The organism is Vibrio sp. S457-15 (assembly GCF_000960545.1).
GTDB classification, from domain to species: Bacteria; Pseudomonadota; Gammaproteobacteria; order Enterobacterales; family Vibrionaceae; genus Vibrio; species Vibrio parahaemolyticus.
Genome location: NZ_JYOQ01000126.1, coordinates 23,206 through 46,732 on the forward strand (window position 1 = coordinate 23,206; position 23,527 = coordinate 46,732).

Sequence of the window (23,527 nt, forward strand, 5' to 3'; positions counted from 1 at the left end):
AAGATTGTCATAACTAATGGCTGGAAAATTTGTAAGGATGCAAAATGAGTAAGCTGTACGTTGGATCAGAAGTTGGTCAACTTAGACGAGTACTTTTAAACCGCCCAGAGCGCGCCCTCACCCACCTCACGCCGTCAAACTGTCATGAGCTATTGTTTGATGACGTGCTTGCTGTAGAAGCCGCGGGTGAAGAGCATGATGCTTTTGCTCGAACCTTGAGAGAGCAAGATGTTGAAGTACTTCTGCTCCACGATTTACTGGTGGAAACCCTAGCCGTTCCAGAGGCAAAACAGTGGCTGTTGAACACGCAGATTTCTGACTTCCGCTACGGGCCAACCTTCGCTCGCGATTTACGCCAATATCTTTTGGAAATGGACGACGAACACCTCGCGACTATTTTGCTTGGCGGCTTAGCCTATTCTGAGTTACCTATTCAATCTTCTTCGATGCTACCGAAGATGAAGCGCCCACTGGATTTCGTGATCGAACCACTACCAAACCATCTATTTACCCGCGACACCTCATGTTGGGTATATGGCGGTGTATCACTCAACCCAATGATGATGCCTGCGCGCCAGCGCGAAACAAACCATTTACGCGCTATCTATCGCTGGCACCCGATCTTTGCAGGCCAAGACTTCATTAAATATTTTGGTGATGATGATCTGCATTACGACAACGCAAACGTTGAAGGCGGTGACGTACTGGTGATCGGTAAAGGCGCGGTATTGATTGGCATGTCTGAGCGCACCACGCCACAAGGGGTAGAAAACTTAGCGGCAAGCCTGTTTAAAGCAGGACAAGCGAGCGAAGTGATCGCCATTGACCTACCTAAGCACCGCTCTTGTATGCACTTAGATACGGTCATGACACATATGGATGTGGATACCTTCTCGGTCTATCCAGAAATCATGCGCAAGGATCTGGATACATGGCGTCTGACCCCGAAAGGCACAGACGGTGAAATGCATGTCGAAGCGTCACACAACTACCTACACGCGATTGAATCCGCTCTTGGTCTTGATCAGCTTAAAATCATCACCACAGGCGGTGACAGCTACGAAGCAGAGCGCGAGCAATGGAATGACGCGAACAACGTGCTGACTGTAAAACCAGGCGTTGTGATTGGTTACGAGCGCAACGTCTACACCAACGAGAAGTACGACAAAGCTGGCATCCAAGTGCTGACCGTTCCTGGTAACGAATTGGGTCGTGGTCGTGGTGGTGCTCGCTGTATGAGCTGTCCAATAGAACGAGACGATATATAGCCGATTCGCCTTTTACATTAAGTGAATAAAAACTAAGGTTGATGTGAATGCATCAACCTTTTTTAGTTTTATTTCAAAATAATTATTCACAATAAAAGCATTTATATGTTTTAATGCAATGACTCAATTCAATCACACGTACTAAGGGACGAGCTATGGCTTTCAATTTACGTAACCGCAACTTTTTGAAGCTATTGGATTTCTCAACCAAAGAAATCCAGTTCTTGCTCGAACTGTCTGCAGAGCTAAAAAAAGCAAAATATGCAGGAACAGAGCAGAAGACACTTCAAGGTAAAAACATTGCACTCATCTTTGAGAAATCTTCTACTCGAACCCGATGTGCGTTTGAAGTCGCCGCCTTTGATCAAGGCGCACAAGTCACCTATATCGGTCCTTCAGGATCTCAAATCGGCCATAAAGAATCGATGAAAGATACCGCACGCGTCTTAGGTCGCATGTATGACGGCATCGAATACCGCGGCTTTGGTCAATCCATTGTGGAAGAGCTTGGCGCTCATGCGGGCGTGCCGGTTTGGAACGGATTAACTGACGAGTTCCACCCAACGCAAATCCTCGCAGATTTCCTTACCATGCAAGAACATAGTCGTGGCAAACAGCTCCACGAAATGACCTTCGCGTACCTTGGCGACGCTCGCAACAACATGGGTAACTCATTGATGGTTGGCGCAGCGAAAATGGGCATGGACATTCGCCTAGTGGCACCAAAAGCGTTCTGGCCAGAAGAACACCTTGTCGCGACTTGCCAAGACATTGCTAAACAAACCGGCGCGAAAATCACCTTGACGGAAAACGTCGAAGAAGGCGTGAAAGGCTGTGATTTCCTCTACACTGATGTTTGGGTTTCAATGGGTGAAGCAGCAGAAGCATGGGATGAACGTGTCGCGCTTATGACGCCTTATCAAATCAATATGGATGTCATCAAGCAGACGGGTAATCCACACGTGAAATTTATGCATTGTCTACCTGCGTTCCATAATGACGAAACCACTGTCGGTAAAGAAATCGCAGAGAAATACGGCATGAAAGGCCTAGAAGTCACCGAGGATGTGTTTGAGTCAGAGTACTCTATCGTCTTTGATGAAGCAGAAAACCGCATGCACACAATCAAAGCCATTATGGTTGCAACGCTAGGAAGTTAGTGTTTTTTGGAAAGCAAAAAGCATGATGTAATCGCTTGCGCTCGCAAAAGTTAGGCGTATAATGCTCGGCAATTTGTCTGAGGATTAAGAAATGACCAAGCTGATTGCTGACGTAAAAACGCGATTTGCTCTAACTAAGCGACTACGCTTACGTAGTGTTATTTTCGTTAATTCTATCGGTTTTTAAACCTCCCCATTTGGGGAGGTTTTTTTATGTCCAAAATTCCTCAGCGGTCAATTTTGGAGATAGTCATCACTGTTATAGGGAAGAAGATCATGGCGAACTCGCTTTACCAGAAGCACATCATCTCTATTCCAGAGCTTTCTCGTGAAGAGCTGGAACTTATCGTCGAAACAGCAGGTAATCTGAAGAAGGAACCTCGACCAGAACTGATTAAAAACAAAGTCGTTGCGAGCTGTTTCTTTGAGCCATCAACGCGTACTCGCTTGTCGTTTGAGACCGCGATTCAACGCATTGGTGGTGATGTCATTGGTTTTGATAACGATGGTAATACGTCTCTGGCGAAGAAAGGGGAAACGCTTTCTGATTCTGTACAAGTTATCTCTTCATACGTCGATGCATTTGTGATGCGCCACCCTCAAGAAGGTGCAGCGCGCCTTGCTTCCGAGTTTTCGAATGGCGTTCCAGTGATTAACGCGGGCGACGGTGCTAACCAACACCCAACACAAACGCTGCTTGACCTCTACACCATCGCGGAAACGCAAGGTCGCTTAGACAACCTAAACGTAGCATTTGTCGGCGATTTAAAATACGGCCGCACCGTTCACTCACTAACTCAAGCACTGGCGAAGTTCAATAACATCCGCTTCTACTTTGTCGCTCCAGACGCATTGGCGATGCCAGAGTACATCTGCGAAGAACTCGATGAAGCTGGCATTGAATACAGCCTACACACAGAGATGGAAGCGGTAATTCCTGAGCTCGATATTCTTTACATGACTCGCGTTCAAAAAGAGCGTTTCGACGAGTCTGAATATGCGCACATCAAATCGGCTTACATTCTGACGGCGGCTCTATTGGAAGGCGCGCGTGAAAACCTAAAAGTACTGCACCCGCTACCTCGTGTTGATGAAATCACGACAGACGTAGATAAAACCCCACACGCGTACTACTTCCAGCAGGCACAAAATGGCGTGTACGCTCGCCAAGCGCTGTTGGCTTTGGTTCTAAACGAAACACTGTAATCGAGGAGATAAAAACATGGCTAAAGAAACTCAATTGCAGGTAGAAGCAATCAAAAACGGCACCGTCATCGACCACATTCCAGCACAAATTGGTATCAAAGTGCTGAAATTGTTCGATATGCACAATTCTTCTCAACGTGTAACGATTGGTCTGAACTTGCCATCTTCAGCTCTGGGTCACAAAGACTTGCTGAAGATTGAGAACGTGTTCATCAATGAAGAACAAGCAAGCAAACTGGCGCTGTACGCACCGCACGCGACGGTAAACCAAATCGAAAACTACGAAGTCGTGAAAAAACTGGCTCTAGAGTTGCCAGAGAAAATCAACAACGTGTTTGAGTGTCCAAACTCAAACTGTATCTCTCACAACGAGCCAGTAGAAAGCAGTTTTAAAGTTTTCGAAAAGAAAGAAGAGATTCGTTTGAAGTGCAAATACTGTGAGAAAGTATTCTCACGTGAGATTGTGACTGAGCGATAATCTCGCCAACGCTCCGAACTCTCATACGCATGAAATACCCTGTCTTGGCAGGGTATTTTGCTCTTTACCTGCCGCAGGTTTAAAGGCAAACTGATTACCTTCAAGCATATTAATAAGGCTTGGGTATACTCTTTCTTCCCCTAAAACAGATGGAAAAATCAAATGACGAAAGTACTTCACACTGAGTCTGCACCAGCAGCAATCGGTCCTTACGTTCAAGGCGTAGATCTAGGCAACATGGTTCTAACTTCTGGTCAAATTCCAGTAAACCCAGCGACAGGTGAAGTGTCTGCTGACATCGCAGAACAAGCTCGTCAATCTCTAGACAACGTTAAAGCGGTTGTTGAAGCATCTGGTCTTAAAGTGTCAGACATCGTAAAAATGACGGTTTTCGTTAAAGATCTAAACGACTTCGGTACAGTAAACGAAGTGTACGGCAAATTCTTTGATGAGCACGAAGTAGCAAACTACCCTGCTCGCTCTTGTGTTGAAGTTGCACGTCTACCAAAAGATGTGGGTATCGAAATTGAAGCAATCGCGGTTCGCAAATAATTGCGATATCAGATTGAATGAATAAAAAATGGGTAGCCTTAGCTACCCATTTTTGTGCTCGGCGTTTAACCCGTTCAAGCGGCGTTACGTTGTTTTACTTCTTCATCCAGCGCTTCTAGCTTTTCCTTCATCTGCTCGCGGCATACATTTGCGAGTTCACGAATGCCATCTTTACCGTAACCTTCAGTGCTCACCGGTGGCAACATTTCAACAATCACATGACCATTGTTCCAGCGGTTAAGTTTAATGTGGTCAGTGGAGCTACATACGATTGGAATAATTGGCACTTCAGCGCCGATTGCCGCATGGAACGCACCCGTTTTAAACGGCAGCAAACCACGACCACGTGAGCGTGTACCTTCTGGGAACATCCAAACCGACACATCACTTTCTTTCATGCTGTTAACCACTTGGTCGATGGTACCTTTGGCTTTTGAACGGTTTGCACGGTCAATCAGAATATTGCCCGTCAACCAGTAAAGCTGACCAAACAGTGGCATCCACGCTAGGCTTTTCTTACCGACGGTCACCACTTTCGGTGTCACTGCCGCAGACACAGTAAACATGTCCCAGTTGTTTTGGTGGTTAGCGATGTAAACGTGCTGACCACGAGAGTACGCATCTTCAGGAATACGTAATTCTAGCTTTACCCCAAATACGCGAGACATCTTGGCAAACAAGCGGCCAAATGTGAAAACGTGTTTAGGATTTCGAGGGCTTAATAGGCAGTAACCACAACCACCAATAAACATCACAATTGCGAAAATTGCGACAGCAAATACACGTAACAGTGCAATCATTCTTGTTCTCCAGGAACCGGCTTTTGCCAGATACAGCTATTAATATCGCTTTTTACATAGTCAGAAACTATGACAGAAAGCGCGATATAAAAAAGCCGAAACCTGAGTTTCGGCTCTCTTCATATCCAAGTCACCTGCTGTGCAGTTTAACTTGACTAGCTCACTCGCTCAATATTTGCGCCGAGTGCAGCCAGTTTATTTTCAATTTTGTCATAACCGCGATCGATGTGATAAATACGATCTACGATGGTTTCGCCTTTCGCGATACAACCAGCAATCACCAAACTTGCCGAAGCACGTAAATCCGTTGCCATCACTTGTGCACCACTTAGAGATTCAACGTCACCACAAATAACCGTATTACCTTCAATCTCCGCTTTCGCCCCCATACGCATCAGCTCAGGCACGTGCATAAAGCGGTTTTCAAAGATAGTTTCAGTGATCACGCCGCCGCCTTTCGCCATCATGTTCAATAGCGTAAATTGCGCTTGCATATCTGTCGGGAAACCAGGGTGAGGCGCAGTACGGATACTTACCGCTTTTAACTCGCGGTCTGTCATATCAACAGAGATCCAGTCTTCGCCTGTCTCCACCAATGCGCCCGCTTCTTCTAGCTTCGCTAGAACCGCTTCAAGCAAGTGACCGTTGGTATTACGACAAACCACTTTACCGCCAGATACCGCTGCAGCTACTAGGAATGTCCCAGTTTCAATACGGTCTGCTACGACACTGTGCTTGCCGCCACCTAAGCGCTCAACACCTTCGATAGTGATGGTGTCTGTACCCGCGCCAGAGATTTTCGCGCCAAGTTTATTTAGGAAATCCGCCGTATCGACGATTTCAGGCTCGCGCGCTGCGTTATCTAACGTTGTGGTACCTTCAGCCAAAGCTGCTGCACACATGATGGTAATGGTCGCGCCAACGCTCACTTTGTCCATCACGATGTGCGCGCCTTTCAGACGACCATCAACTTCAGCTTTCACGTAACCATCTTCAAGTGTGATGGTTGCGCCTAGTTGTTCCAGGCCAGTAATGTGCAAGTCAACTGGACGTGCGCCGATAGCACAACCACCAGGTAGAGAAACTTGACCTTGACCAAAACGAGCCACAAGTGGGCCTAACGCCCAGATAGAAGCACGCATGGTTTTAACTAAATCATAAGGAGCGCAATATTCATTGATGCTGCTTGGATCGACGTGAACAGAACCGTTACGGCTTACTTTAGCGCCAAGGCGTTTTAGTAGCTCCATGGTTGTGTCGATATCGCGAAGATGTGGTACGTTTGCCACTTCTACAGGCTCTTCAGCCAAGATAGACGCAAATAAAATAGGCAGTGCTGCGTTTTTTGCACCAGAAATGGTCACTTCACCAACTAGTGGTTTATCTGACCCAATAACTCGAAACTTTTCCATCAATAAACCTTAAAGCGACATCAGTTTCTTATCACGAGCCCACTCTTCCGGTGTGAACGCTTTGATCGATAATGCGTGAATGTCGTTACGCTGGATGTATTCCATCAGAGGACCATAAATCAATTGCTGCTTCTTAACGCGGCTCATTCCCTCGAAACAAGCATCAACAGCAACCACTTCATAGTGGCTACCTTCACCTTTTACATGCACTTCTTGAAGGTTTAGTGCTTCTTCTAATAACTGTTGTACTTTTGCGCTGTCCACAATTTACCCCTGATAATTCTTTATGTGTTTGGCCACTAAAGATTCAACGTTGCTAAGTTGAAACAAAGTGCGCAGTTGCGCCGGCACGAAACTGAGCATTATATGACAGTTTTGCTTTTTTGCATGCTCTAATAAGTGGATTAACATCACCATTCCTGCAGAGTCGACTCGTTCGATCTCTTCTAGTGAGCATTCCAGTTCTTTTTGCGACGGTTTCCACTGCTGGGCAAAGGCCCACAATGACGGCACTGAGTCTCTATCCAGCGCCCCCGTTAGTGTTAACGTGTCTTGTTGCAACTGCCACTGTGCGTGAGACTGAGCCATTACTTTTTCGCCTCAAAGCGAATTGGCTCCGCTGCAAGTTTTTCAAGGTCTTGCGCTACCGCAAGAATACCGTCTTGGCGAATTTTGGTGTTCCACTCAGATTGCTTGCTTGAAAGTAAACTAATGCCTTCTGCAACCATGTCGAACGCTTCCCATTCGTCAGTTTTGTTGTCTTTACGCAGTTTAAATTCTAGTTTGATGTTTGGACGAGGCGCATCAATGATCTCAACTTTGATGCTGGTAATACGCTTAGAGTCGTCTAATTTCGGCTCTGGACCAAACTCAATTTGTTGATCGCTGTATTGCGTCAATACTTGTGCGTAAGACGCAATCAAGTAAGCACGGAACGCATCGACAAACTCTAGCACGTCTTCACGTTTTGCCCCTTTCAAGTTAGGGCCAAGCAGTTTCAGTGCTGCGTAACGGTCGTTGACGTAAGGCATCAGCTCTTGCTCAACAATCACCTTTAATAGATTAGGATCTTGTTTGATTTTTGGCTGTTCTGCTTTTAGTCGGGCAAATGTCACTTCAGCCACTTGCTTCATCATTTGATATGGCTGAGTTTTATCCACTTCTGCCGCGCCAACACCAAAAGCGGTAAGCACCACTGAAAATGAAAGTAATAGTCTAGCTAACATAGTTATTCCTTACTTGAACCGTCTGAACCACCAACGCTGTAAAGTACCTGACCAATTAAGTCTTCAAGTACTAACGCAGATTTAGTGTCTTCGATGGTATCTCCGTCTACCAGCATAGCTTCGTCATCAAAAACAAACCCTGGTACTAAACCAATGTACTGCTCACCGATCAACCCTGACGTTAGAATTTGTACGCTGGATGTTTCTGGAAATTGATTGTACTGGCTGTTAATTGACAAGCTGACCACTGGCAATAAGTTATCTGGATTCAGAGTAATGTTACTTACACGACCGATAACCACGCCTCCAACTTTCACCGGAGAGCGTACTTTCAAGCTGCCAATATTATCGAACTCGGCTTTGAGGGTGTAAGTATCACCAGAGCCAATGCTTTTTACGTCAGCAACTTGAAAAATCATCACAAGAATCGCGCAAATTCCCGCTAATACAAAGCTGCCAACCCATAATTCTGTTTTACGTGTTTGTTGCATGATTAATTCCCAAACATCAATGCGGTCAGTACAAAGTCTAGTCCCAGTACTGCTAAAGAAGAATGCACAACAGTGCGCGTAGTTGCTCGGCTGATCCCTTCCGAGGTAGGAATCGCATCGTAGCCATTAAATAGAGCAATCCAAGTTACCGTAATGGCAAACACAAAGCATTTGATCATGCTGTTGCCGATATCTTGTCCCAACTCAACAGAAGATTGCATGGCTGCCCAAAAGCTGCCGTGATCCACACCTTTCCAATCCACACCGACGAGCTGTGCCCCCCAGATGCCAACAGCCATGAAGATCATCGCAAGTAGTGGCATTGAGATAGCCCCAGCCCAAAAACGTGGTGCAATCACTCGTTTCAGTGGGTCAACCGCCATCATTTCTAAGCTTGAAAGCTGCTCAGTCGCTTTCATCAAACCAATTTCTGCCGTCAGCGCAGAGCCTGCACGTCCAGCGAAAAGAAGCGCAGTAACCACCGGCCCAAGTTCACGCAGTAGTGACAACGCGACCATCTGACCAAGACTGCCTTCCGCGCCGTAATCCACCAGCACTACATAGCCTTGCAAGCTAAGAACCATGCCGATGAACAAACCGGATACTACGATGATAGCCAGTGATTGCACGCCAACGGAATACAACTGTTTGATGAGTAGAGGAAAACTTTTAGAGGGTTGAGGCTTAGAGAAGATAGCGCCAACAAGCATCAAGGTTGCACGGCCAAAAGCTTCACAGATGGCGAGCGTGCGTCTTCCTAATGAAGCGACAAATTGAATAAAGCTAGCGACCATCAAATAGATCCTTTTCGATACTTTGCGCAGGAAAACGAAACGGCACTGGGCCATCAGCATCACCTTGTAAGAACTGCTGCACTCGCGGGTCTGGGTTTTGACTCAACTCCTCTGGCGTGCCAAACGCGATGATCTTGCCATCTGCTAGTAGGTAAACCCAATCAGCAATACTCATGACCTCCGGTACATCGTGTGATACCACAATAGACGTAAGGCCTAGAGCTTGGTTTAAGTCTTTGATCAACTCAACCAAAACACCCATGGTAATTGGATCTTGTCCCACAAATGGTTCATCGAACATGATTAAATCAGGGTCAAGTGCGATGGCACGAGCCAATGCGGCGCGCCTCGCCATACCGCCCGAAAGCTCACTTGGCATTAATTGCGCGGCTCCGCGCAGACCAACCGCTTCAAGCTTAAGCAGCACCATAGTACGAATCAAATCTTCTGAAAGATTGGTGTGTTCACGCAGTGGAAAGGCCACATTGTCAAATACATTCAAATCCGTGAACAGAGCCCCGGATTGAAACAGCATGCTCATTTTCTTACGAGCGTTGTAGAGTTTTTTGCGAGAAAGAGTCGGAATGTTGTCACCATCAAACCAAATCTCTCCTTGTTCGGGATACAACTGACCGCCAATTAAACGGAGCAGTGTCGTTTTACCGATTCCCGATGGTCCCATAATCGCCGTCACTTTACCTTCAGGAACATGCAGATCAATACCATCAAAGATCGTGCGATTTCCTCGTGAAAAAGTGAGGTTGTTCACGGTGACTAAATCGTTGTTCGACATATCATCTCTTCTACTGTCAGAGCATTAACGCTCGCAGAGTTGTCAAGTCAATCCACTTCCGAATAGCGCTAAGGGTTCCCTTATCGCCGCTTCGGTACATTTATTAGGCTGCAATCATAAGCACATTGGCTTGGAATTTAAAGCACTGTTCGATTAAATAAAGCCGACCAAATTCAAGCTATTCTCCATAAATTATGGCCTGATCGTCACCAAGTGTTTAAATCCTAGACCAGAATCGTCACTTTATTTGCAATGATTGAATGAGTGACAATTACATACATTTTCGTTACTAACCTTTAATTTATTCGTTGTTTATCTTCCATTTTAAGCTGCAAAAGGTCAAAATTAGCGGTTACTCATTTCACTCATTTAATACTTAGGAATTCTCATGCTCGAAGCCGTAGCGTTGCTTATCGTCGGTCTTGTTTTACTTGTTTGGAGCGCAGATAAACTTGTTTTTGGTTCTGCAGCTATAGCCCGCAACGTCGGTATTTCACCTTTAGTGATCGGTATGACCATTCTTGCAATGGGCTCATCAGCACCAGAAATGATGGTGTCAGCAACAGCCGCTTGGGACGGTAAAACCGATACCGCTGTCGGTAACGTTTTGGGCTCAAACATTGCTAACATTGCCCTAATCCTAGGTATTACTGCGCTGATCAAACCTCTTTCTATTAGTTCTGCAGTTATCCGTCGCGAATTACCATTAATGATCGCGGTAACTGTGTTAGCTGGGATTTTACTGTGGAACAGCCACCTTGGTTTTTATGAAGGTGTCTTACTATTTGTTCTGTTTGGTGCTTTTTTATTTGCTATGTTGCAAATCAGCCGCAAAGAACAAAAATCTGGCGATGCGTTTCTTGAAGATCAAGAATCAGAAATCCCACAAGGCGTTAGCAACCCTAAGGCCATCATGTGGGTGGTTATCGGTTTAATATTGCTTCCTTTGGCAGCAAGCCTGCTGGTCGACAATGCGGTTATTATTGCTAAGCATTTCGGCATGAGCGACCTAGTGATCGGTCTGACAATTATTGCCATCGGTACGAGTCTTCCTGAGCTTGCAGCATCACTTGCTGGTGTATTGAAAGGCGAAGACGACATGGCAGTTGGTAACATCATCGGCTCGAACGTTTTCAATATTTTGGCGGTAATGGGCCTTCCTGGCATCATTAACCCATCCACACTAAGTGAATACGCAATGGGACGTGACTTTTGGGTCATGCTTGGCGTGTCACTGTTGTTAGTAGCAATGTGTTTAGGTAAATCACGCAGCATCAACCGCCTCGAAGGGGCGATTCTGTTTACGTGTTTCTTGGGTTACCAAGTGTACCTATTTGCCAACATGGCCGCTTAATCCCCATTAATAAGTAGAGACAAATTGGAGCCCTGATATGTCCAATCCATTTGATTTTCGCGCTGCAGCTAAACAAGTTCTAGATATCGAAGTCGCGGCTCTGCAAGAGCTAGACAAATACTTTGATGAGCAGTTTGAACAAGCTTGCGAATTGATCCTTTCCAATAGCGGCAAAGTTGTCGTGATGGGTATGGGCAAATCAGGCCACATTGGCAACAAGATTGCAGCAACGCTTGCCAGCACAGGTACATCAGCGTTTTTTGTTCACCCGGGTGAAGCAGCGCATGGTGACTTGGGTATGATCAGTGCGGGTGACATTGTTATCGCCATTTCTAACTCTGGCGAGTCCCATGAAATCTTGTCTCTCTTCCCTGTTCTAAAGCGTTTGAACATTAAAATCATTAGCATGACGGGCAAGCCAGAATCCAACATGGCAAAACTGGCTGACTTGCACTTGCAAATCACTGTCCCTCAAGAAGCTTGTCCACTTGGCCTTGCACCAACCAGCAGTACCACAGCAACTTTAGTAATGGGCGATGCGCTAGCAGTTGCCCTACTTCAAGCGCGTGGATTCTCAGCAGAAGACTTCGCTCTCTCACATCCTGGTGGTGCTTTAGGAAGAAAATTGCTACTTAAGCTGTCTGATATTATGCACTTCGGAAATGCATTACCGAAAGTGTCTCCAGATGCGTTGATTCGCGATGCACTTTTGGAGATTTCAGAGAAAGGTTTGGGAATGACCGCCATCGTGGACGAGCACGATGCTATGCTTGGTATATTCACCGATGGTGACTTACGCCGCACTTTGGATAAGCGCATTGATATTCATACCACGGCTATTGGTGAAGTCATGACGAAAAATCCAACCACGGCACATCCAGAAATGTTAGCAGTGGAAGGATTGAACTTAATGCAGAACAAAAACATCAACGCACTCATCCTATGCAAAGAAGATAAAATCGTTGGCGCATTAAATATGCATGATTTACTAAAAGCTGGTGTGATGTAATATCGGCAACACGAAACATTCAAACGATTGATTACACAGATTAAGGCAATAGTCAGGGAAGTACTGAGCTAAACAAAAGGCCTTTAATATATGAGTTTTACTCGCCTTATTTATTTGCTCTTGGTTTTCGTCGTCGCATGGTGTGGTTATTACCTGCTCACACCAAAAGGTAACGATGCAATTCAAGTAGCCCCAGACACCGAACTGCCATTGTTCAGTGGAACTGGTTTAGAAAACATCACCTATGGTGAAGATGGTGTACGTAGTTACATCATCCGCTCCAACAACTTAGATTACTATGCTAAGAGTGGAGAAACGATTTTTAACAGCCCTACCTTGATGGTTTACCGAGAAGGTAGCGTCGTCGAGTGGAAGGTAACAGCCACAAGAGCTGTTTTAGATGAAGACCAAGTGCTGACTTTGTACGACAAAGTCTTAATGCAAAACCTATTACCGGGCGCCAGTTTCGATACGATGGCGACCGATAAGTTGGTCATCAATCTAACCAATCGTGATTTTAAAGCCGATCAACAAGTAATGTTGGTTGGACCGCAATTTGAAACTACTGGAGGCGCGATGCAAGGAAACTTAAAACAGCACACCGCGACTCTAACGAATGAAGTTCAAGGTCGATATGAAACCGTTACACCTTAGTCTACTGGCACTAGTATTAGCAGCGCCTCAAGCGTTTGCACTTAAGTCGGATACTCAACAGCCGGTTTACATTAACTCTGACACCCAACAGGTGGACATGAAGAGTAACCAGGTCATTTTTAAAGGTGATGTCTCGCTTAAGCAAGGCAGCATCAATATCGATGCAGATAGAATTGTCGTCACTCGCGATCCAAAAACGGAAGCAATCAAACAAATTCAAGCATTTGGTAAGCCTGCGACATTTTCGCAGCTGATGGACGATGGTAAAACGTTAAGTGGTCAAGCAACCGAGCTCGATTACCGCATCTCGACTGACGAACTGACCATGAAAGGCCAAGCGCAGCTCGCTCAAGATGGTAACACCATCAAAGGCTCATCGATTCGTTACCAAATCGGTCAACAGAAGTTGGTGGCTGACAGCTCTAAAAACGAGCGTGTAACCACGATTTTGCAACCAAATCAGATAGAGAACTAATATGGCGGTACTGAGTGCAAAAAATCTCGCAAAAAGCTACAAAAAGCGCAAAGTCGTCACCGATGTTAGCTTAGAAGTAGAATCTGGTCAGATTGTGGGTTTACTTGGTCCTAACGGTGCCGGTAAAACCACCTCGTTTTACATGATTGTTGGTCTGGTACCTCGCGATGAAGGCACCATCACCATCGACGACAAAGACATCAGTATTTTACCAATGCACAGCCGCTCTCGCATGGGTATTGGCTATCTACCGCAGGAAGCGTCGATTTTCCGCAAACTGTCCGTGGAAGATAACATCATGGCCGTATTGGAAACTCGCCAAGAAATGACCCGCGAAGAGCGTCAGGACAAGCTGGAAGATTTGTTGGAAGAATTCCACATACAGCACATAAGAACCAGTGCGGGTATGGCACTATCGGGTGGTGAACGTCGCCGAGTCGAAATAGCTCGAGCTCTTGCGGCAAACCCACAATTCATTTTGTTGGATGAACCTTTCGCAGGTGTCGACCCTATTTCGGTTAATGACATCAAGAAAATCATCGAGCACCTACGCGATCGTGGCCTTGGTGTATTAATCACAGACCATAACGTACGTGAAACACTGGACGTATGTGAAAAAGCCTATATCGTAAGCCAAGGGCACCTCATTGCATCGGGAACTCCGGAAGAAGTTCTGAACAATGAACAGGTGAAACAAGTTTATCTCGGCGAACAATTCCGTCTATGATTACATTAGGAACGGTAAGATTCTGAGCATTACAAGGTAAGTAACACTGAATGAAACCTTCATTACAACTCAAGCTAGGTCAACAGTTAGCCATGACGCCACAGTTGCAACAAGCGATTCGCTTGCTGCAGTTGTCGACTCTCGATCTTCAACAAGAAATCCAAGAAGCGTTGGACTCAAACCCGCTATTGGAAGTTGAAGAAGGCCACGAAGAACCTCAAGCAAATGGTGAAGACAAATCAGCACTCGAAACTGCTGACAACAGTGCTAACGAGCCAACAGAAATCGAAGTTCCTGATAGTTCTGACGTCATCGAAAAGTCCGAAATCAGCTCAGAGCTTGAAATCGACACAACTTGGGATGATGTCTACAGCGCAAATACGGGCAGTACCGGTTTAGCGTTAGACGATGATATGCCGGTCTACCAAGGCGAAACCACAGAATCGCTGCACGATTACTTAATGTGGCAACTCGACTTAACGCCTTTCAGTGAAACCGACCGTACGATTGCCATTGCCATCATTGATGCGATTGACGATTACGGCTATCTGACCCTATCTCCTGAAGAGATTCACGAAAGCTTCGACAACGAAGATATTGAGTTGGATGAAGTCGAAGCCGTGCGCAAACGCATCCAACAGTTTGACCCGCTTGGTGTGGCATCGCGGAACCTGCAAGAATGCTTACTCCTGCAACTTGCAACCTTCCCAGAAGACACGCCTTGGCTTGCAGAAGCCAAAATGATTCTTGCCGATCACATCGATCACCTTGGTAATCGCGATTACAAACTGGTCATCAAAGAAACTAAGCTAAAAGAAGCGGATCTACGCGAAGTATTAAAACTGATCCAACAGTTAGATCCTCGTCCGGGCAGCCGCATTACCCCAGACGACACAGAATACGTCATTCCGGACGTATCGGTATTTAAAGATCATGGGAAATGGACCGTTTCCATCAACCCTGACAGCATTCCAAAGTTAAAAGTTAACCAACAATACGCTCAATTAGGCAAAGGCAACAGTGCGGATAGCCAGTACATTCGCAGCAATTTGCAAGAGGCAAAATGGTTAATTAAGAGCTTAGAGAGCAGAAACGAGACGCTACTCAAAGTTGCAAGATGTATTGTTGAACATCAACAAGATTTCTTCGAGTATGGTGAAGAAGCCATGAAGCCAATGGTACTCAATGATGTAGCCTTGGCGGTGGACATGCATGAATCCACAATATCTCGTGTTACGACACAAAAGTTCATGCATACGCCACGTGGCATTTTTGAATTGAAGTACTTCTTCTCCAGCCACGTCAGTACAGACAATGGCGGAGAATGTTCGTCAACAGCAATCCGTGCACTCATTAAGAAACTGGTCGCGGCAGAGAATACTGCTAAACCACTTAGTGACAGTAAGATTGCTGCTCTTCTGGCTGACCAAGGGATTCAGGTCGCAAGACGTACGATAGCTAAATATCGAGAATCCTTGGGTATTGCCCCTTCAAGTCAGCGTAAACGCCTACTTTAAGGCACTAACTGAAAAGGAAAGTCTATGCAAATCAATATTCAAGGCCATCACGTTGATCTTACCGATTCAATGCAAGACTATGTTCAATCTAAGTTTCAGAAGCTCGAAAGGTTCTTCGACCATATCAATCAAGTACAAGTTGTACTTAAAGTTGAAAAAATTAACCAAATCGCGGAAGCTACACTCCACGTAAATCATGGCGAAATCCACGCATCAGCCGATGACGAGAATATGTATGCCGCGATCGATTCGCTGGTAGATAAATTGGTTCGCCAACTTAATAAGCACAAAGAAAAATTAAACAGTCATTAATCATGCAACTGAGCGAAATACTGTCATTGGACTGCACGAAAAGTGCAGTCCACTGTACGAGTAAAAAACGCGCCCTCGAAATGATCAGCCAAATCGTCGCTGAACACACGGGCCAAGATTCTACCGAGCTGTTTGAGTGCATGCTCAACAGAGAGAAAATGGGCAGTACTGGTATCGGAAACGGTATTGCAATCCCACACGCACGAATGCAATCTAGCGACAAAGCCATTGCGGTACTTCTGCAATGCGATGAAGCAATTGAATTTGATGCGATTGACAATCGACCTGTCGACCTTTTGTTTGCACTCCTTGTACCAGAAGAACAGTGCAAAGAGCACCTCAAGACTCTATCCTCTATGGCAGAACGTCTGAGCGACAAGCAAGTACTGAAATTGCTACGCAATGCTCAGAGTGATGAAGAACTCTACGACATCATGATTCACCAATAAGCAGGACGATCACCATGCGATTAATTGTTGTTAGCGGGCACTCTGGTGCAGGCAAAAGTATTGCGTTGCGCGTGCTAGAGGACTTGGGGTACTACTGTGTCGACAACCTACCAGTAAACCTATTGGATGCGTTTGTACATTCCATCGCTGACAGCAAGCAAAATGTTGCGGTGAGCATTGATATCCGCAACATCCCAAAAAAGCTCAAAGAACTGACTGGCACGTTAGAGCAGCTAAAAACTGAACTCGATGTAACTGTACTTTTCTTAGACGCCAATAAGGAAACCTTGCTCAAACGCTACAGCGAAACTCGTCGCATCCACCCGCTATCATTAGGCGGTCAGTCGCTATCGCTCGATCAAGCTATCGAGAGAGAAAAAGAGATCCTGACACCACTAAAAGCGCATGCGGATTTAATCCTCAACAGTAGCGGTCAGTCTTTGCATGAACTGAGTGAAACAGTTCGCATGCGAGTTGAAGGACGTGATCGCAAAGGCTTGGTGATGGTGTTTGAATCATTCGGCTTTAAATACGGCCTTCCGTCTGATGCGGATTACGTATTTGATGTGCGATTCCTACCGAACCCACATTGGGAACCTGCACTGCGCCCACTGACGGGTTTAGATGCTCCTATCGCTGCGTTTTTGGAACAGCACCAGTCGGTATTGAGCCTCAAGTACCAGATAGAAAGTTTTATTGAAACTTGGCTACCTTTGCTCGAAAAAAATAATCGCAGCTATCTCACCGTAGCCATTGGGTGTACTGGCGGCAAGCACCGCTCAGTGTATTTAACCCAACAGATTGGCGAGTACTTTGCGGATAAAGGGCATCAAGTTCAGATTCGTCACACCTCGCTCGAGAAAAATGCTAAGGAGTAGCAGTGGAGTTAAGTCGTAAAGTATTGATTCAAAATCGTCTTGGGTTACACGCGCGCGCCGCAGTTAAGTTGGTAGAACTTGCGCAAAGCTTTGATGCTGTAGTAACCATCGACAACGAAGAAGACAAAACCGCCACCGCAGACAGCGTGATGGGGCTGCTGATGTTGGAATCAGCTCAAGGACAATACGTAACAATTCATGCCACAGGCGATCAAGCAGAGTTGGCACTCGACGCTGTATGTCATCTGATTGAAGACAAGTTTGACGAAGGCGAGTAATTTACTCGCTTTTTTAGTTCCAATCTCTAGCCTCCAAACTGAATAGAGCGCAATCCCCTTTCCTAGCTAAAAAGTACAGCGATATCTCTCCCAAATCTTTGCGACTGCTCTGGTCACTCAGCAAATAATTTTGTCCTGTTTCACAAGTTGTTATTAAAAGGTGCCTAGAATTAAGTTATTATTCAAAGCATTGTAAATATCAGGAATTGGGAGGAACGAATGGCAGAGCAAATAGAATTCGACCAAGCTCACCAAGCCCTCCAAGAAGTCACAGAAGCGCTGGAAAACGGCCGCTTCGTCCATGTTCGTCGTCAGCTTCAGGACATGGAACCTGAGGATATTGCTCACCTTTTAGAAGCATCCCCACGTAAAAGCCGTGAAGTTCTTTGGCAACTTACCGACCCCGAAGATTATGGTGAAATTCTTGACGAACTAAACGAAGACGTTAAAGACAGTCTTGTATCAAAAATGGCTCCCGAAGACCTTGCAGAGGCGACGGAAGGCATGGATACCGATGACGTAGCATACGTCCTACGTAGTTTGCCAGATGATCTTTCCCGTGAAGTTCTCTCCCAAATGGATTCAGCAGATCGTGCTCGCGTCGAGACGGCACTGTCTTATCCTGAAGACACCGCTGGTGGGTTGATGAACACGGACGTTATCACGATTCGTGGTGACGTTGATGTCGACGTAGTCCTGCGTTATCTGCGTATGAAGGGCGAGCTGCCTGAAGCCACCGATGCACTCTACGTGATTGATGACGAAAGCAAACTGATTGGCGAACTCCCAATCACGACACTTATTACGACCCAACCCGACGTAAAAATTATCGACGTCATGGAAGATGCTGACGATGCGATTACCGTTGACACCAGTGACTCAGACGTTGCTAGCCTGTTTGAACGTCGTAATTGGGTGTCAGCACCCGTAGTGGATGAAAACCAGCACCTTGTCGGTCGTATCACCATCGATGACGTGGTTGACGTTATTCGTGAAGACGCCGAACACTCAATGATGAGTATGGCGGGTATGGATGATGACGAAGATACCTTCGCTCCCGTCTTCAAATCCGCGCGTAAACGAAGTGTTTGGCTCGGAGCCAATGTCCTAGCGGCATTAGCTGCTGCTTCGGTTTCCAACATGTTTGAAGCCACGCTGGACCAAATGGCGGCAATTGCGGTCTTGATGACCATAGTGCCATCCATGGGTGGTGTTGCAGGTAACCAAACCGTTGCACTGGTTATTCGTGGCCTTGCTTTAGGTCATATCGGTGACTCGAACAAACGTGAACTGTTGATGAAAGAAGCCGCGATCGGTTTGCTTAACGGCATCATGTGGGCGTTGATCATCGGTGGTATCGTTGTGGTTTGGAAAGGCAACTGGATGCTCGGAGGTATCATCTCTGCCGCCATGTTGACCAACCTGTTCGTCGCCGGGGTTGCAGGGGTAACCATCCCTGTCCTTCTGAAGAAGATGAATATCGATCCTGCCCTTGCTGGCGGTATGGCACTGACGACTGTCACTGATGTGATTGGCTTGTCTGTTTTCCTTGGTCTCGCAACCTTGCTGATCTAAGCCAGTAGCCAACAATGAACATTAAAAAAGCCTGATGAATACATCAGGCTTTTTTGTATTTCCGCGCTAGTAACTGTTATTCACCTGCGACTTTCATTGTGTCGAGCAAGATAGAACCGGTTTGGATTTGTGAGCGTGTTTCAATATCACTACCAACTGCTACTATCTTCGTGAACATGTCTTTTAGATTACCGGCGATGGTAATTTCAGAGACTGGGTATTGGATTTCACCGTTCTCAACCCAGAAGCCTGCCGCACCGCGAGAGTAATCACCCGTTACCACGTTCACACCTTGGCCCATCACTTCTGTTACCAAAAGGCCTGTGCCTAATTCCTTCAGCATTTGCTCAAAGTTTTGGCCTGTCGACTTCACGTACCAGTTGTGAATACCACCAGCATGACCAGTTGGATCCATCTTCATCTTGCGAGCGGCATAACTGGTTAGTAGATAGGTCGCCAACACACCATCGGTAATGATTTCACGATCTTGCGTATAAACGCCTTCGCTATCGAATGGGCTGGAAGCCAAACCGCGCAATACATGCGGACGCTCTGAAATATTGAACCATTCAGGCAAGACTTGTTTACCCAAATGATCCAGTAAGAAAGAAGATTTGCGGTACAGGTTGCCACCGCTGATCGCCATCACTAGGTGACCAATCAAGCCAGTTGCCACATCTGCCGCAAACATAATTGGGTATTGGCCCGTTTTCAATCGTTGAGCATCCAGTCGGCTTACAGTATTTTCCGCCGCTTTGCGGCCGACGGTTTCAGGCGTCCACAAATCATCACGATGGCGGGCAACGGTATAGCTGTAGTCACGTTCCATTTCGCCATTTTTGCCTACGCCAATAACGCAGCAGCTTGTGCTGTGGCGGCTAGACGCGTAGCTTGCTAACAAACCATGGCTGTTTCCGTACACTTTGACGCCGTAGTGACTGTCGTAGCTTGCACCGTCACTTTGCTTGATTGCATCGCTGTAGCTTAGCGCTTCTTTCTCAGCGGCAATCGCCACTTGTGCTGCGTAGTCTGGATCTGGAGAGTCTGGGTGGAAAAGGTCAAGATCTGGCACCTCTTTCACCATAAATTCTTTCGGCGCTGGGCCTGCGAACGGGTCTTCAGATGTGTAATGAGCGATATCAAGCGCGGCATTCACTGTCTGTTCAATCGCCGCTTCACTCAAATCAGATGTGGAAGCACTGCCCTTACGTTGGCCTCGGTAAACGGTAATGCCAAGCGCACCATCACTGTTGAACTCGACATTTTCTACATCACCCATTCGAGTGGAAACACTCAAACCTGTGCTTTTAGTAATTGCGACTTCTGCTGCATCCGACTTCGCCGACGCGAGCTCTAATGCTCGTGCCACGGCTTGCTCTAGCTCGGTACGTTGCTCAGCAACCTGCTGTTTAATATCCATTGTCTTTCACATCTTGTATTCAATACGCAATAGAATAACAAGAATTTCGCTTTCTCCCCACGATTCTTGTTAAAATAGTCATAATATTAATCAAAACACAGGCAACTGAAATGGCACGTAAGAATCAAAAAGCGCCATGGGAACCAGAAGAAGAGATCATCTGGGTAAGTAAATCCGAGATGAAGCGAGACATGGAAGAGCTGCAAAAGCTTGGCGAAGAGCTTGTCGGCCTAAAGCCAGCAGTTCTCGAAAAGTTTCCATTGAGCGAAGACCTGCGAGAAGCAATTGCCGATGCACAGCGCTTTAAGAACGAAGCGCGTCGTCGTCAGCTACAACGTATCGGTAAATTGATGCGTTATGAAGACCCAGAACCAATCCAAGCGGCATTGGACAAAGTACGCAACAAACACTCGCAAGCAACAGCAGCGCTGCATAAACTGGAAATGCTGCGTGATCGCGTTGTAGAAGAAGGCGACAAAGCCATTGATGACGTAATGGAATTGTACCCAGAAGCGGATCGTCAGCGTCTACGTCAACTTGCACGCCAAGCAGCGAAAGAGAAAAAAGCCGGTAAACCAGCAAAATCTTACCGTGAAATTTTCCAAATCCTGAAAGCGTTAAACGAAGAAGAAATCTAATCTTCCTTCGTAAACCATAAAGACAAAGCAGACCACTAGGTCTGCTTTTTTAATGCGGATAATCAATGCCCATTAAGCGAGGCGATTGAGGAGGTCTCCGCGCTGAAACGCGTTAATGTTCTCAATCAGAATGTCGGCCAAGCGTTGAATCGACGAATCACTTCCCCACGCAACATGAGGCGTTAACAGCAAATTCGGTAAGTGAATATTAGCGATCAGAGGGTTGCTCTCATCGGCAGGCTCCTGAGTAAATACATCAAAACCTGCTGCTGCGATCTCCCCCTGTTTTAGAGCATCCACCAACGCTTGCTCATCAACCAAACCGCCTCGACCGGTGTTGATTAGAATCGCGTTTGGTTTCATTTGCTGTAACTCGGCTTTGCCAATCAAATTCTGCGTATGCTCGTTAAGCGGACAGTGCAAAGTCAACGCGTCAGAGTGTTTCAACACTTCCTCAAATGGCACATAACCTGGTCGACATTCTGCCGCGCCTTTACGCTCCGCAAATAAAACGGTCATTCCTAGCGCTTGAGCCAGATTCGCCGTGGCTTGTCCCAATGCACCACTACCGACGACACCTAGTGTACTGCCGCCAACATCCCCGATGGAATGAGTAAAAAAGCAGAACTGCTTATTACGCTGCCATTCACCAGCCGCAATGTCTTGATGGTACCCAAACAGGTTGCGACGCAAAGCAAACAACATCGCGATCACATGCTCTGGCACAGATCGAGTGGCATAACCACGTACGTTCGCGACTGCAATGCCATGTTCAGCACAATAGTTCACGTCGACATTGTTAAACCCTGTCGCCGCAACGGCAATCATCTTGAGCTGAGGCAGCAGCGAAAGCACCGATTGATCCAACACCACTTTATTGCTGATGACGATATCGGCATCAGCCAAGCGCTCAACCACGAACTCAGGCGGTGTCAGTTCATACTCCATCCAATGATGAGGAAACTTAGGGCGCGGGACTTGAATGTGATTGGGAATGGTGGCACGGTCGAGAAAGACCACTTTAGGCAGTGACATAACGGCTCCTTGTTCACTGCCTAATGAAATCTATTTATGGGCGTGGCAGTGTTTTGTAATCAGGTAATTTACGCTCTGGATCGAAATAGTCAAAGATCATCTCTTCGGCTTCCGGGTAAAAGTCACACGGAACAAAAATACTGCGGAGCCAGTGACTTTTCGGGTGGTAGAAGCTCAATTCAGAAGCGTGCAGTTCCAAACGCTCAGAGAAAGCTTTGGCTTCTTCGGTCGCGTAGAACTCGTCACCAACAATAGGGTGACCCAACGCTTGCATGTGCACACGCAATTGATGTGATCGGCCAGTAATAGGCAGTAAACGTACGATGGTCGTCTTTGTGCCGTCTTCATGTTCTTCTCGCTTCGCGACTTGGAAGAGAGTTTTTGATGGCTTACCATCTTCAAAACACACTTTTTGCAGCGGACGGTTTGGCCAGTCACAGATCAATGGCAGATCGATTTCGCCCTCTTCCTGTTCGACATGACCCCAAACGCGTGCGTAGTAAATTTTATGCGTTAAGCGGAACTGGAACTGCTTTTTCAACGCACTTTCTGCTCGCTTGTTTTTAGCCAGTACCATCAATCCCGACGTCGACATATCTAAGCGATGCACGACTTGGATGTCTGGGTACGCTTCCTGCAAACGACTCCACATGCTGTCATGGTGTTCTGCAAGACGTCCCGGAACTGACAACAAACCAGACGGCTTATTCACAGCCAAGATATGGTCGTCCTCAAAAACGATGTCGATCCAAGGATCAGTCGGTGGGTTGTACTCAAGCATTGCCATGGGTGGGATCTCTAGAAAATAAAAACGCCGCGATTATAACGAGGGCTCAGTCAAAACGCATTTTAATTTCACGACCAGTGAAAACACCAAAACCAACAGGGTTAATCAAGTCAATAAATTCAAAAAATAAAATCAAAACTGATTTGTAAATATAGTTTGACAACAAATGCGGGAATGATATTTATAGAGTGGTTACCCAAATAACTTTATTCCGTTCGGAAAAGCACCCCATAACATTA

28 protein-coding genes are annotated in these 23,527 nt (G+C 46.3%); 17 read left to right on the top strand and 11 right to left on the bottom strand.

Going from position 1 to position 23,527, the window contains the following annotated elements; translation table 11 throughout:
* The first annotated feature begins 44 nt into the window (after positions 1-44).
* The 5 genes from arcA (at position 45) to UF05_RS13370 (ending at position 4,664) form a co-directional block, all read left to right on the top strand.
* Complete coding sequence (arcA, locus tag UF05_RS13350; protein ID WP_005455102.1) at positions 45-1,268, top strand: arginine deiminase; 1,224 nt, start codon at positions 45-47, stop codon at positions 1,266-1,268.
* 155 nt (positions 1,269-1,423) lie between these two features.
* Complete coding sequence (locus tag UF05_RS13355; protein ID WP_005484915.1) at positions 1,424-2,428, top strand: ornithine carbamoyltransferase; 1,005 nt, start codon at positions 1,424-1,426, stop codon at positions 2,426-2,428.
* 276 nt (positions 2,429-2,704) lie between these two features.
* On the top strand, positions 2,705-3,634 hold the full coding sequence (pyrB, locus tag UF05_RS13360) for an aspartate carbamoyltransferase (RefSeq protein WP_005484879.1): 930 nt from the start codon (positions 2,705-2,707) through the stop codon (positions 3,632-3,634).
* 16 nt (positions 3,635-3,650) lie between these two features.
* The gene (gene pyrI, locus UF05_RS13365; protein WP_005455107.1) at positions 3,651-4,112 is read left to right on the top strand and encodes an aspartate carbamoyltransferase regulatory subunit; all 462 of its coding nucleotides are present in this window, start codon (positions 3,651-3,653) and stop codon (positions 4,110-4,112) included.
* Between the two features lie 162 nt (positions 4,113-4,274).
* Complete coding sequence (locus UF05_RS13370) at positions 4,275-4,664, top strand: RidA family protein (protein ID WP_005455108.1); 390 nt, start codon at positions 4,275-4,277, stop codon at positions 4,662-4,664.
* A gap of 74 nt (positions 4,665-4,738) precedes the next feature.
* Here the strand turns inward: UF05_RS13370 and UF05_RS13375 are convergent, their stop codons facing one another.
* The 8 genes from UF05_RS13375 to mlaF form a co-directional block, all read right to left on the bottom strand.
* Complete coding sequence (locus UF05_RS13375; protein ID WP_005455109.1) at positions 4,739-5,464, bottom strand: 1-acylglycerol-3-phosphate O-acyltransferase; 726 nt, start codon at positions 5,462-5,464, stop codon at positions 4,739-4,741.
* Between the two features lie 155 nt (positions 5,465-5,619).
* On the bottom strand, positions 5,620-6,876 hold the full coding sequence (murA, locus tag UF05_RS13380) for a UDP-N-acetylglucosamine 1-carboxyvinyltransferase (RefSeq protein ID WP_005455110.1): 1,257 nt from the start codon (positions 6,874-6,876) through the stop codon (positions 5,620-5,622).
* A gap of 9 nt (positions 6,877-6,885) precedes the next feature.
* Positions 6,886-7,140, bottom strand: coding sequence for a BolA family iron metabolism protein IbaG (gene ibaG / locus UF05_RS13385; RefSeq protein WP_005484869.1), 255 nt, complete (start codon positions 7,138-7,140; stop codon positions 6,886-6,888).
* 3 nt (positions 7,141-7,143) lie between these two features.
* A complete protein-coding gene (locus UF05_RS13390) occupies positions 7,144-7,464 on the bottom strand; it encodes an STAS domain-containing protein (protein WP_005455113.1) in 321 nt (106 codons plus the stop codon).
* Positions 7,464-8,102, bottom strand: a complete 639-nt coding sequence (locus UF05_RS13395) for an MlaC/ttg2D family ABC transporter substrate-binding protein (protein WP_005478835.1) — start codon at positions 8,100-8,102, stop codon at positions 7,464-7,466. Before UF05_RS13395 ends, UF05_RS13390 begins: the two co-directional genes overlap by 1 nt.
* Positions 8,103-8,104: 2 nt before the next feature.
* On the bottom strand, positions 8,105-8,593 hold the full coding sequence (gene mlaD / locus UF05_RS13400) for an outer membrane lipid asymmetry maintenance protein MlaD (protein WP_005455116.1): 489 nt from the start codon (positions 8,591-8,593) through the stop codon (positions 8,105-8,107).
* 2 nt (positions 8,594-8,595) lie between these two features.
* Positions 8,596-9,387 carry a lipid asymmetry maintenance ABC transporter permease subunit MlaE gene (mlaE, locus tag UF05_RS13405; RefSeq protein ID WP_005455118.1) on the bottom strand — a complete coding sequence of 264 codons (792 nt, stop codon included), beginning with the start codon at positions 9,385-9,387 and terminating at the stop codon, positions 8,596-8,598.
* Positions 9,377-10,180, bottom strand: a complete 804-nt coding sequence (mlaF, locus tag UF05_RS13410) for a phospholipid ABC transporter ATP-binding protein MlaF (RefSeq protein ID WP_005455119.1) — start codon at positions 10,178-10,180, stop codon at positions 9,377-9,379. The genes mlaE and mlaF overlap by 11 nt, the downstream gene beginning before the upstream one ends.
* Before the next feature lie 388 nt (positions 10,181-10,568).
* On the opposite strand from mlaF, the gene UF05_RS13415 reads away from it, so the two are divergent.
* The 11 genes from UF05_RS13415 (at position 10,569) to mgtE (ending at position 19,408) form a co-directional block, all read left to right on the top strand.
* On the top strand, positions 10,569-11,534 hold the full coding sequence (locus UF05_RS13415; RefSeq protein WP_005455122.1) for a calcium/sodium antiporter: 966 nt from the start codon (positions 10,569-10,571) through the stop codon (positions 11,532-11,534).
* A 37-nt stretch (positions 11,535-11,571) separates the two neighbouring features.
* A complete protein-coding gene (gene kdsD / locus UF05_RS13420) occupies positions 11,572-12,543 on the top strand; it encodes an arabinose-5-phosphate isomerase KdsD (RefSeq protein ID WP_005484881.1) in 972 nt (323 codons plus the stop codon).
* Between the two features lie 90 nt (positions 12,544-12,633).
* Positions 12,634-13,197 carry an LPS export ABC transporter periplasmic protein LptC gene (lptC, locus tag UF05_RS13425; protein ID WP_005467805.1) on the top strand — a complete coding sequence of 188 codons (564 nt, stop codon included), beginning with the start codon at positions 12,634-12,636 and terminating at the stop codon, positions 13,195-13,197.
* Positions 13,178-13,672, top strand: a complete 495-nt coding sequence (gene lptA / locus UF05_RS13430) for a lipopolysaccharide transport periplasmic protein LptA (protein WP_005467803.1) — start codon at positions 13,178-13,180, stop codon at positions 13,670-13,672. Before lptC ends, lptA begins: the two co-directional genes overlap by 20 nt.
* A 1-nt stretch (position 13,673) precedes the next feature.
* A complete protein-coding gene (gene lptB / locus UF05_RS13435) occupies positions 13,674-14,399 on the top strand; it encodes an LPS export ABC transporter ATP-binding protein (RefSeq protein ID WP_005467801.1) in 726 nt (241 codons plus the stop codon).
* A gap of 50 nt (positions 14,400-14,449) precedes the next feature.
* On the top strand, positions 14,450-15,916 hold the full coding sequence (locus tag UF05_RS13440) for an RNA polymerase factor sigma-54 (protein ID WP_005484866.1): 1,467 nt from the start codon (positions 14,450-14,452) through the stop codon (positions 15,914-15,916).
* A 24-nt stretch (positions 15,917-15,940) separates the two neighbouring features.
* Positions 15,941-16,228 carry a ribosome hibernation promoting factor gene (hpf, locus tag UF05_RS13445; RefSeq protein ID WP_005467451.1) on the top strand — a complete coding sequence of 96 codons (288 nt, stop codon included), beginning with the start codon at positions 15,941-15,943 and terminating at the stop codon, positions 16,226-16,228.
* A 2-nt stretch (positions 16,229-16,230) separates the two neighbouring features.
* Positions 16,231-16,677, top strand: a complete 447-nt coding sequence (ptsN, locus tag UF05_RS13450; protein ID WP_005467453.1) for a PTS IIA-like nitrogen regulatory protein PtsN — start codon at positions 16,231-16,233, stop codon at positions 16,675-16,677.
* Between the two features lie 14 nt (positions 16,678-16,691).
* On the top strand, positions 16,692-17,555 hold the full coding sequence (gene rapZ, locus UF05_RS13455; RefSeq protein ID WP_005468663.1) for an RNase adapter RapZ: 864 nt from the start codon (positions 16,692-16,694) through the stop codon (positions 17,553-17,555).
* A 2-nt stretch (positions 17,556-17,557) separates the two neighbouring features.
* Entirely contained in the window at positions 17,558-17,833 is a 276-nt protein-coding gene (locus tag UF05_RS13460; RefSeq protein ID WP_005468661.1) for an HPr family phosphocarrier protein, read from the top strand.
* Positions 17,834-18,052: 219 nt separating this feature from the next.
* Positions 18,053-19,408 carry a magnesium transporter gene (gene mgtE / locus UF05_RS13465; protein ID WP_005468659.1) on the top strand — a complete coding sequence of 452 codons (1,356 nt, stop codon included), beginning with the start codon at positions 18,053-18,055 and terminating at the stop codon, positions 19,406-19,408.
* Positions 19,409-19,484: 76 nt separating this feature from the next.
* Here the strand turns inward: mgtE and pmbA are convergent, their stop codons facing one another.
* Positions 19,485-20,828 carry a metalloprotease PmbA gene (pmbA, locus tag UF05_RS13470; RefSeq protein ID WP_005459755.1) on the bottom strand — a complete coding sequence of 448 codons (1,344 nt, stop codon included), beginning with the start codon at positions 20,826-20,828 and terminating at the stop codon, positions 19,485-19,487.
* 110 nt (positions 20,829-20,938) lie between these two features.
* Here pmbA and yjgA point away from each other — a divergent pair, with 110 nt between their 5' ends.
* Positions 20,939-21,466, top strand: a complete 528-nt coding sequence (gene yjgA, locus UF05_RS13475; protein ID WP_005457057.1) for a ribosome biogenesis factor YjgA — start codon at positions 20,939-20,941, stop codon at positions 21,464-21,466.
* 72 nt (positions 21,467-21,538) lie between these two features.
* Here the strand turns inward: yjgA and UF05_RS13480 are convergent, their stop codons facing one another.
* On the bottom strand, positions 21,539-22,501 hold the full coding sequence (locus UF05_RS13480; protein ID WP_045544932.1) for a D-2-hydroxyacid dehydrogenase: 963 nt from the start codon (positions 22,499-22,501) through the stop codon (positions 21,539-21,541).
* A gap of 34 nt (positions 22,502-22,535) precedes the next feature.
* Positions 22,536-23,288: a bifunctional tRNA pseudouridine(32) synthase/23S rRNA pseudouridine(746) synthase RluA gene (gene rluA, locus UF05_RS13485; protein ID WP_020841316.1), complete on the bottom strand. Its 753-nt coding sequence runs from the start codon at positions 23,286-23,288 to the stop codon at positions 22,536-22,538.
* Positions 23,289-23,527 lie beyond the last annotated feature (239 nt).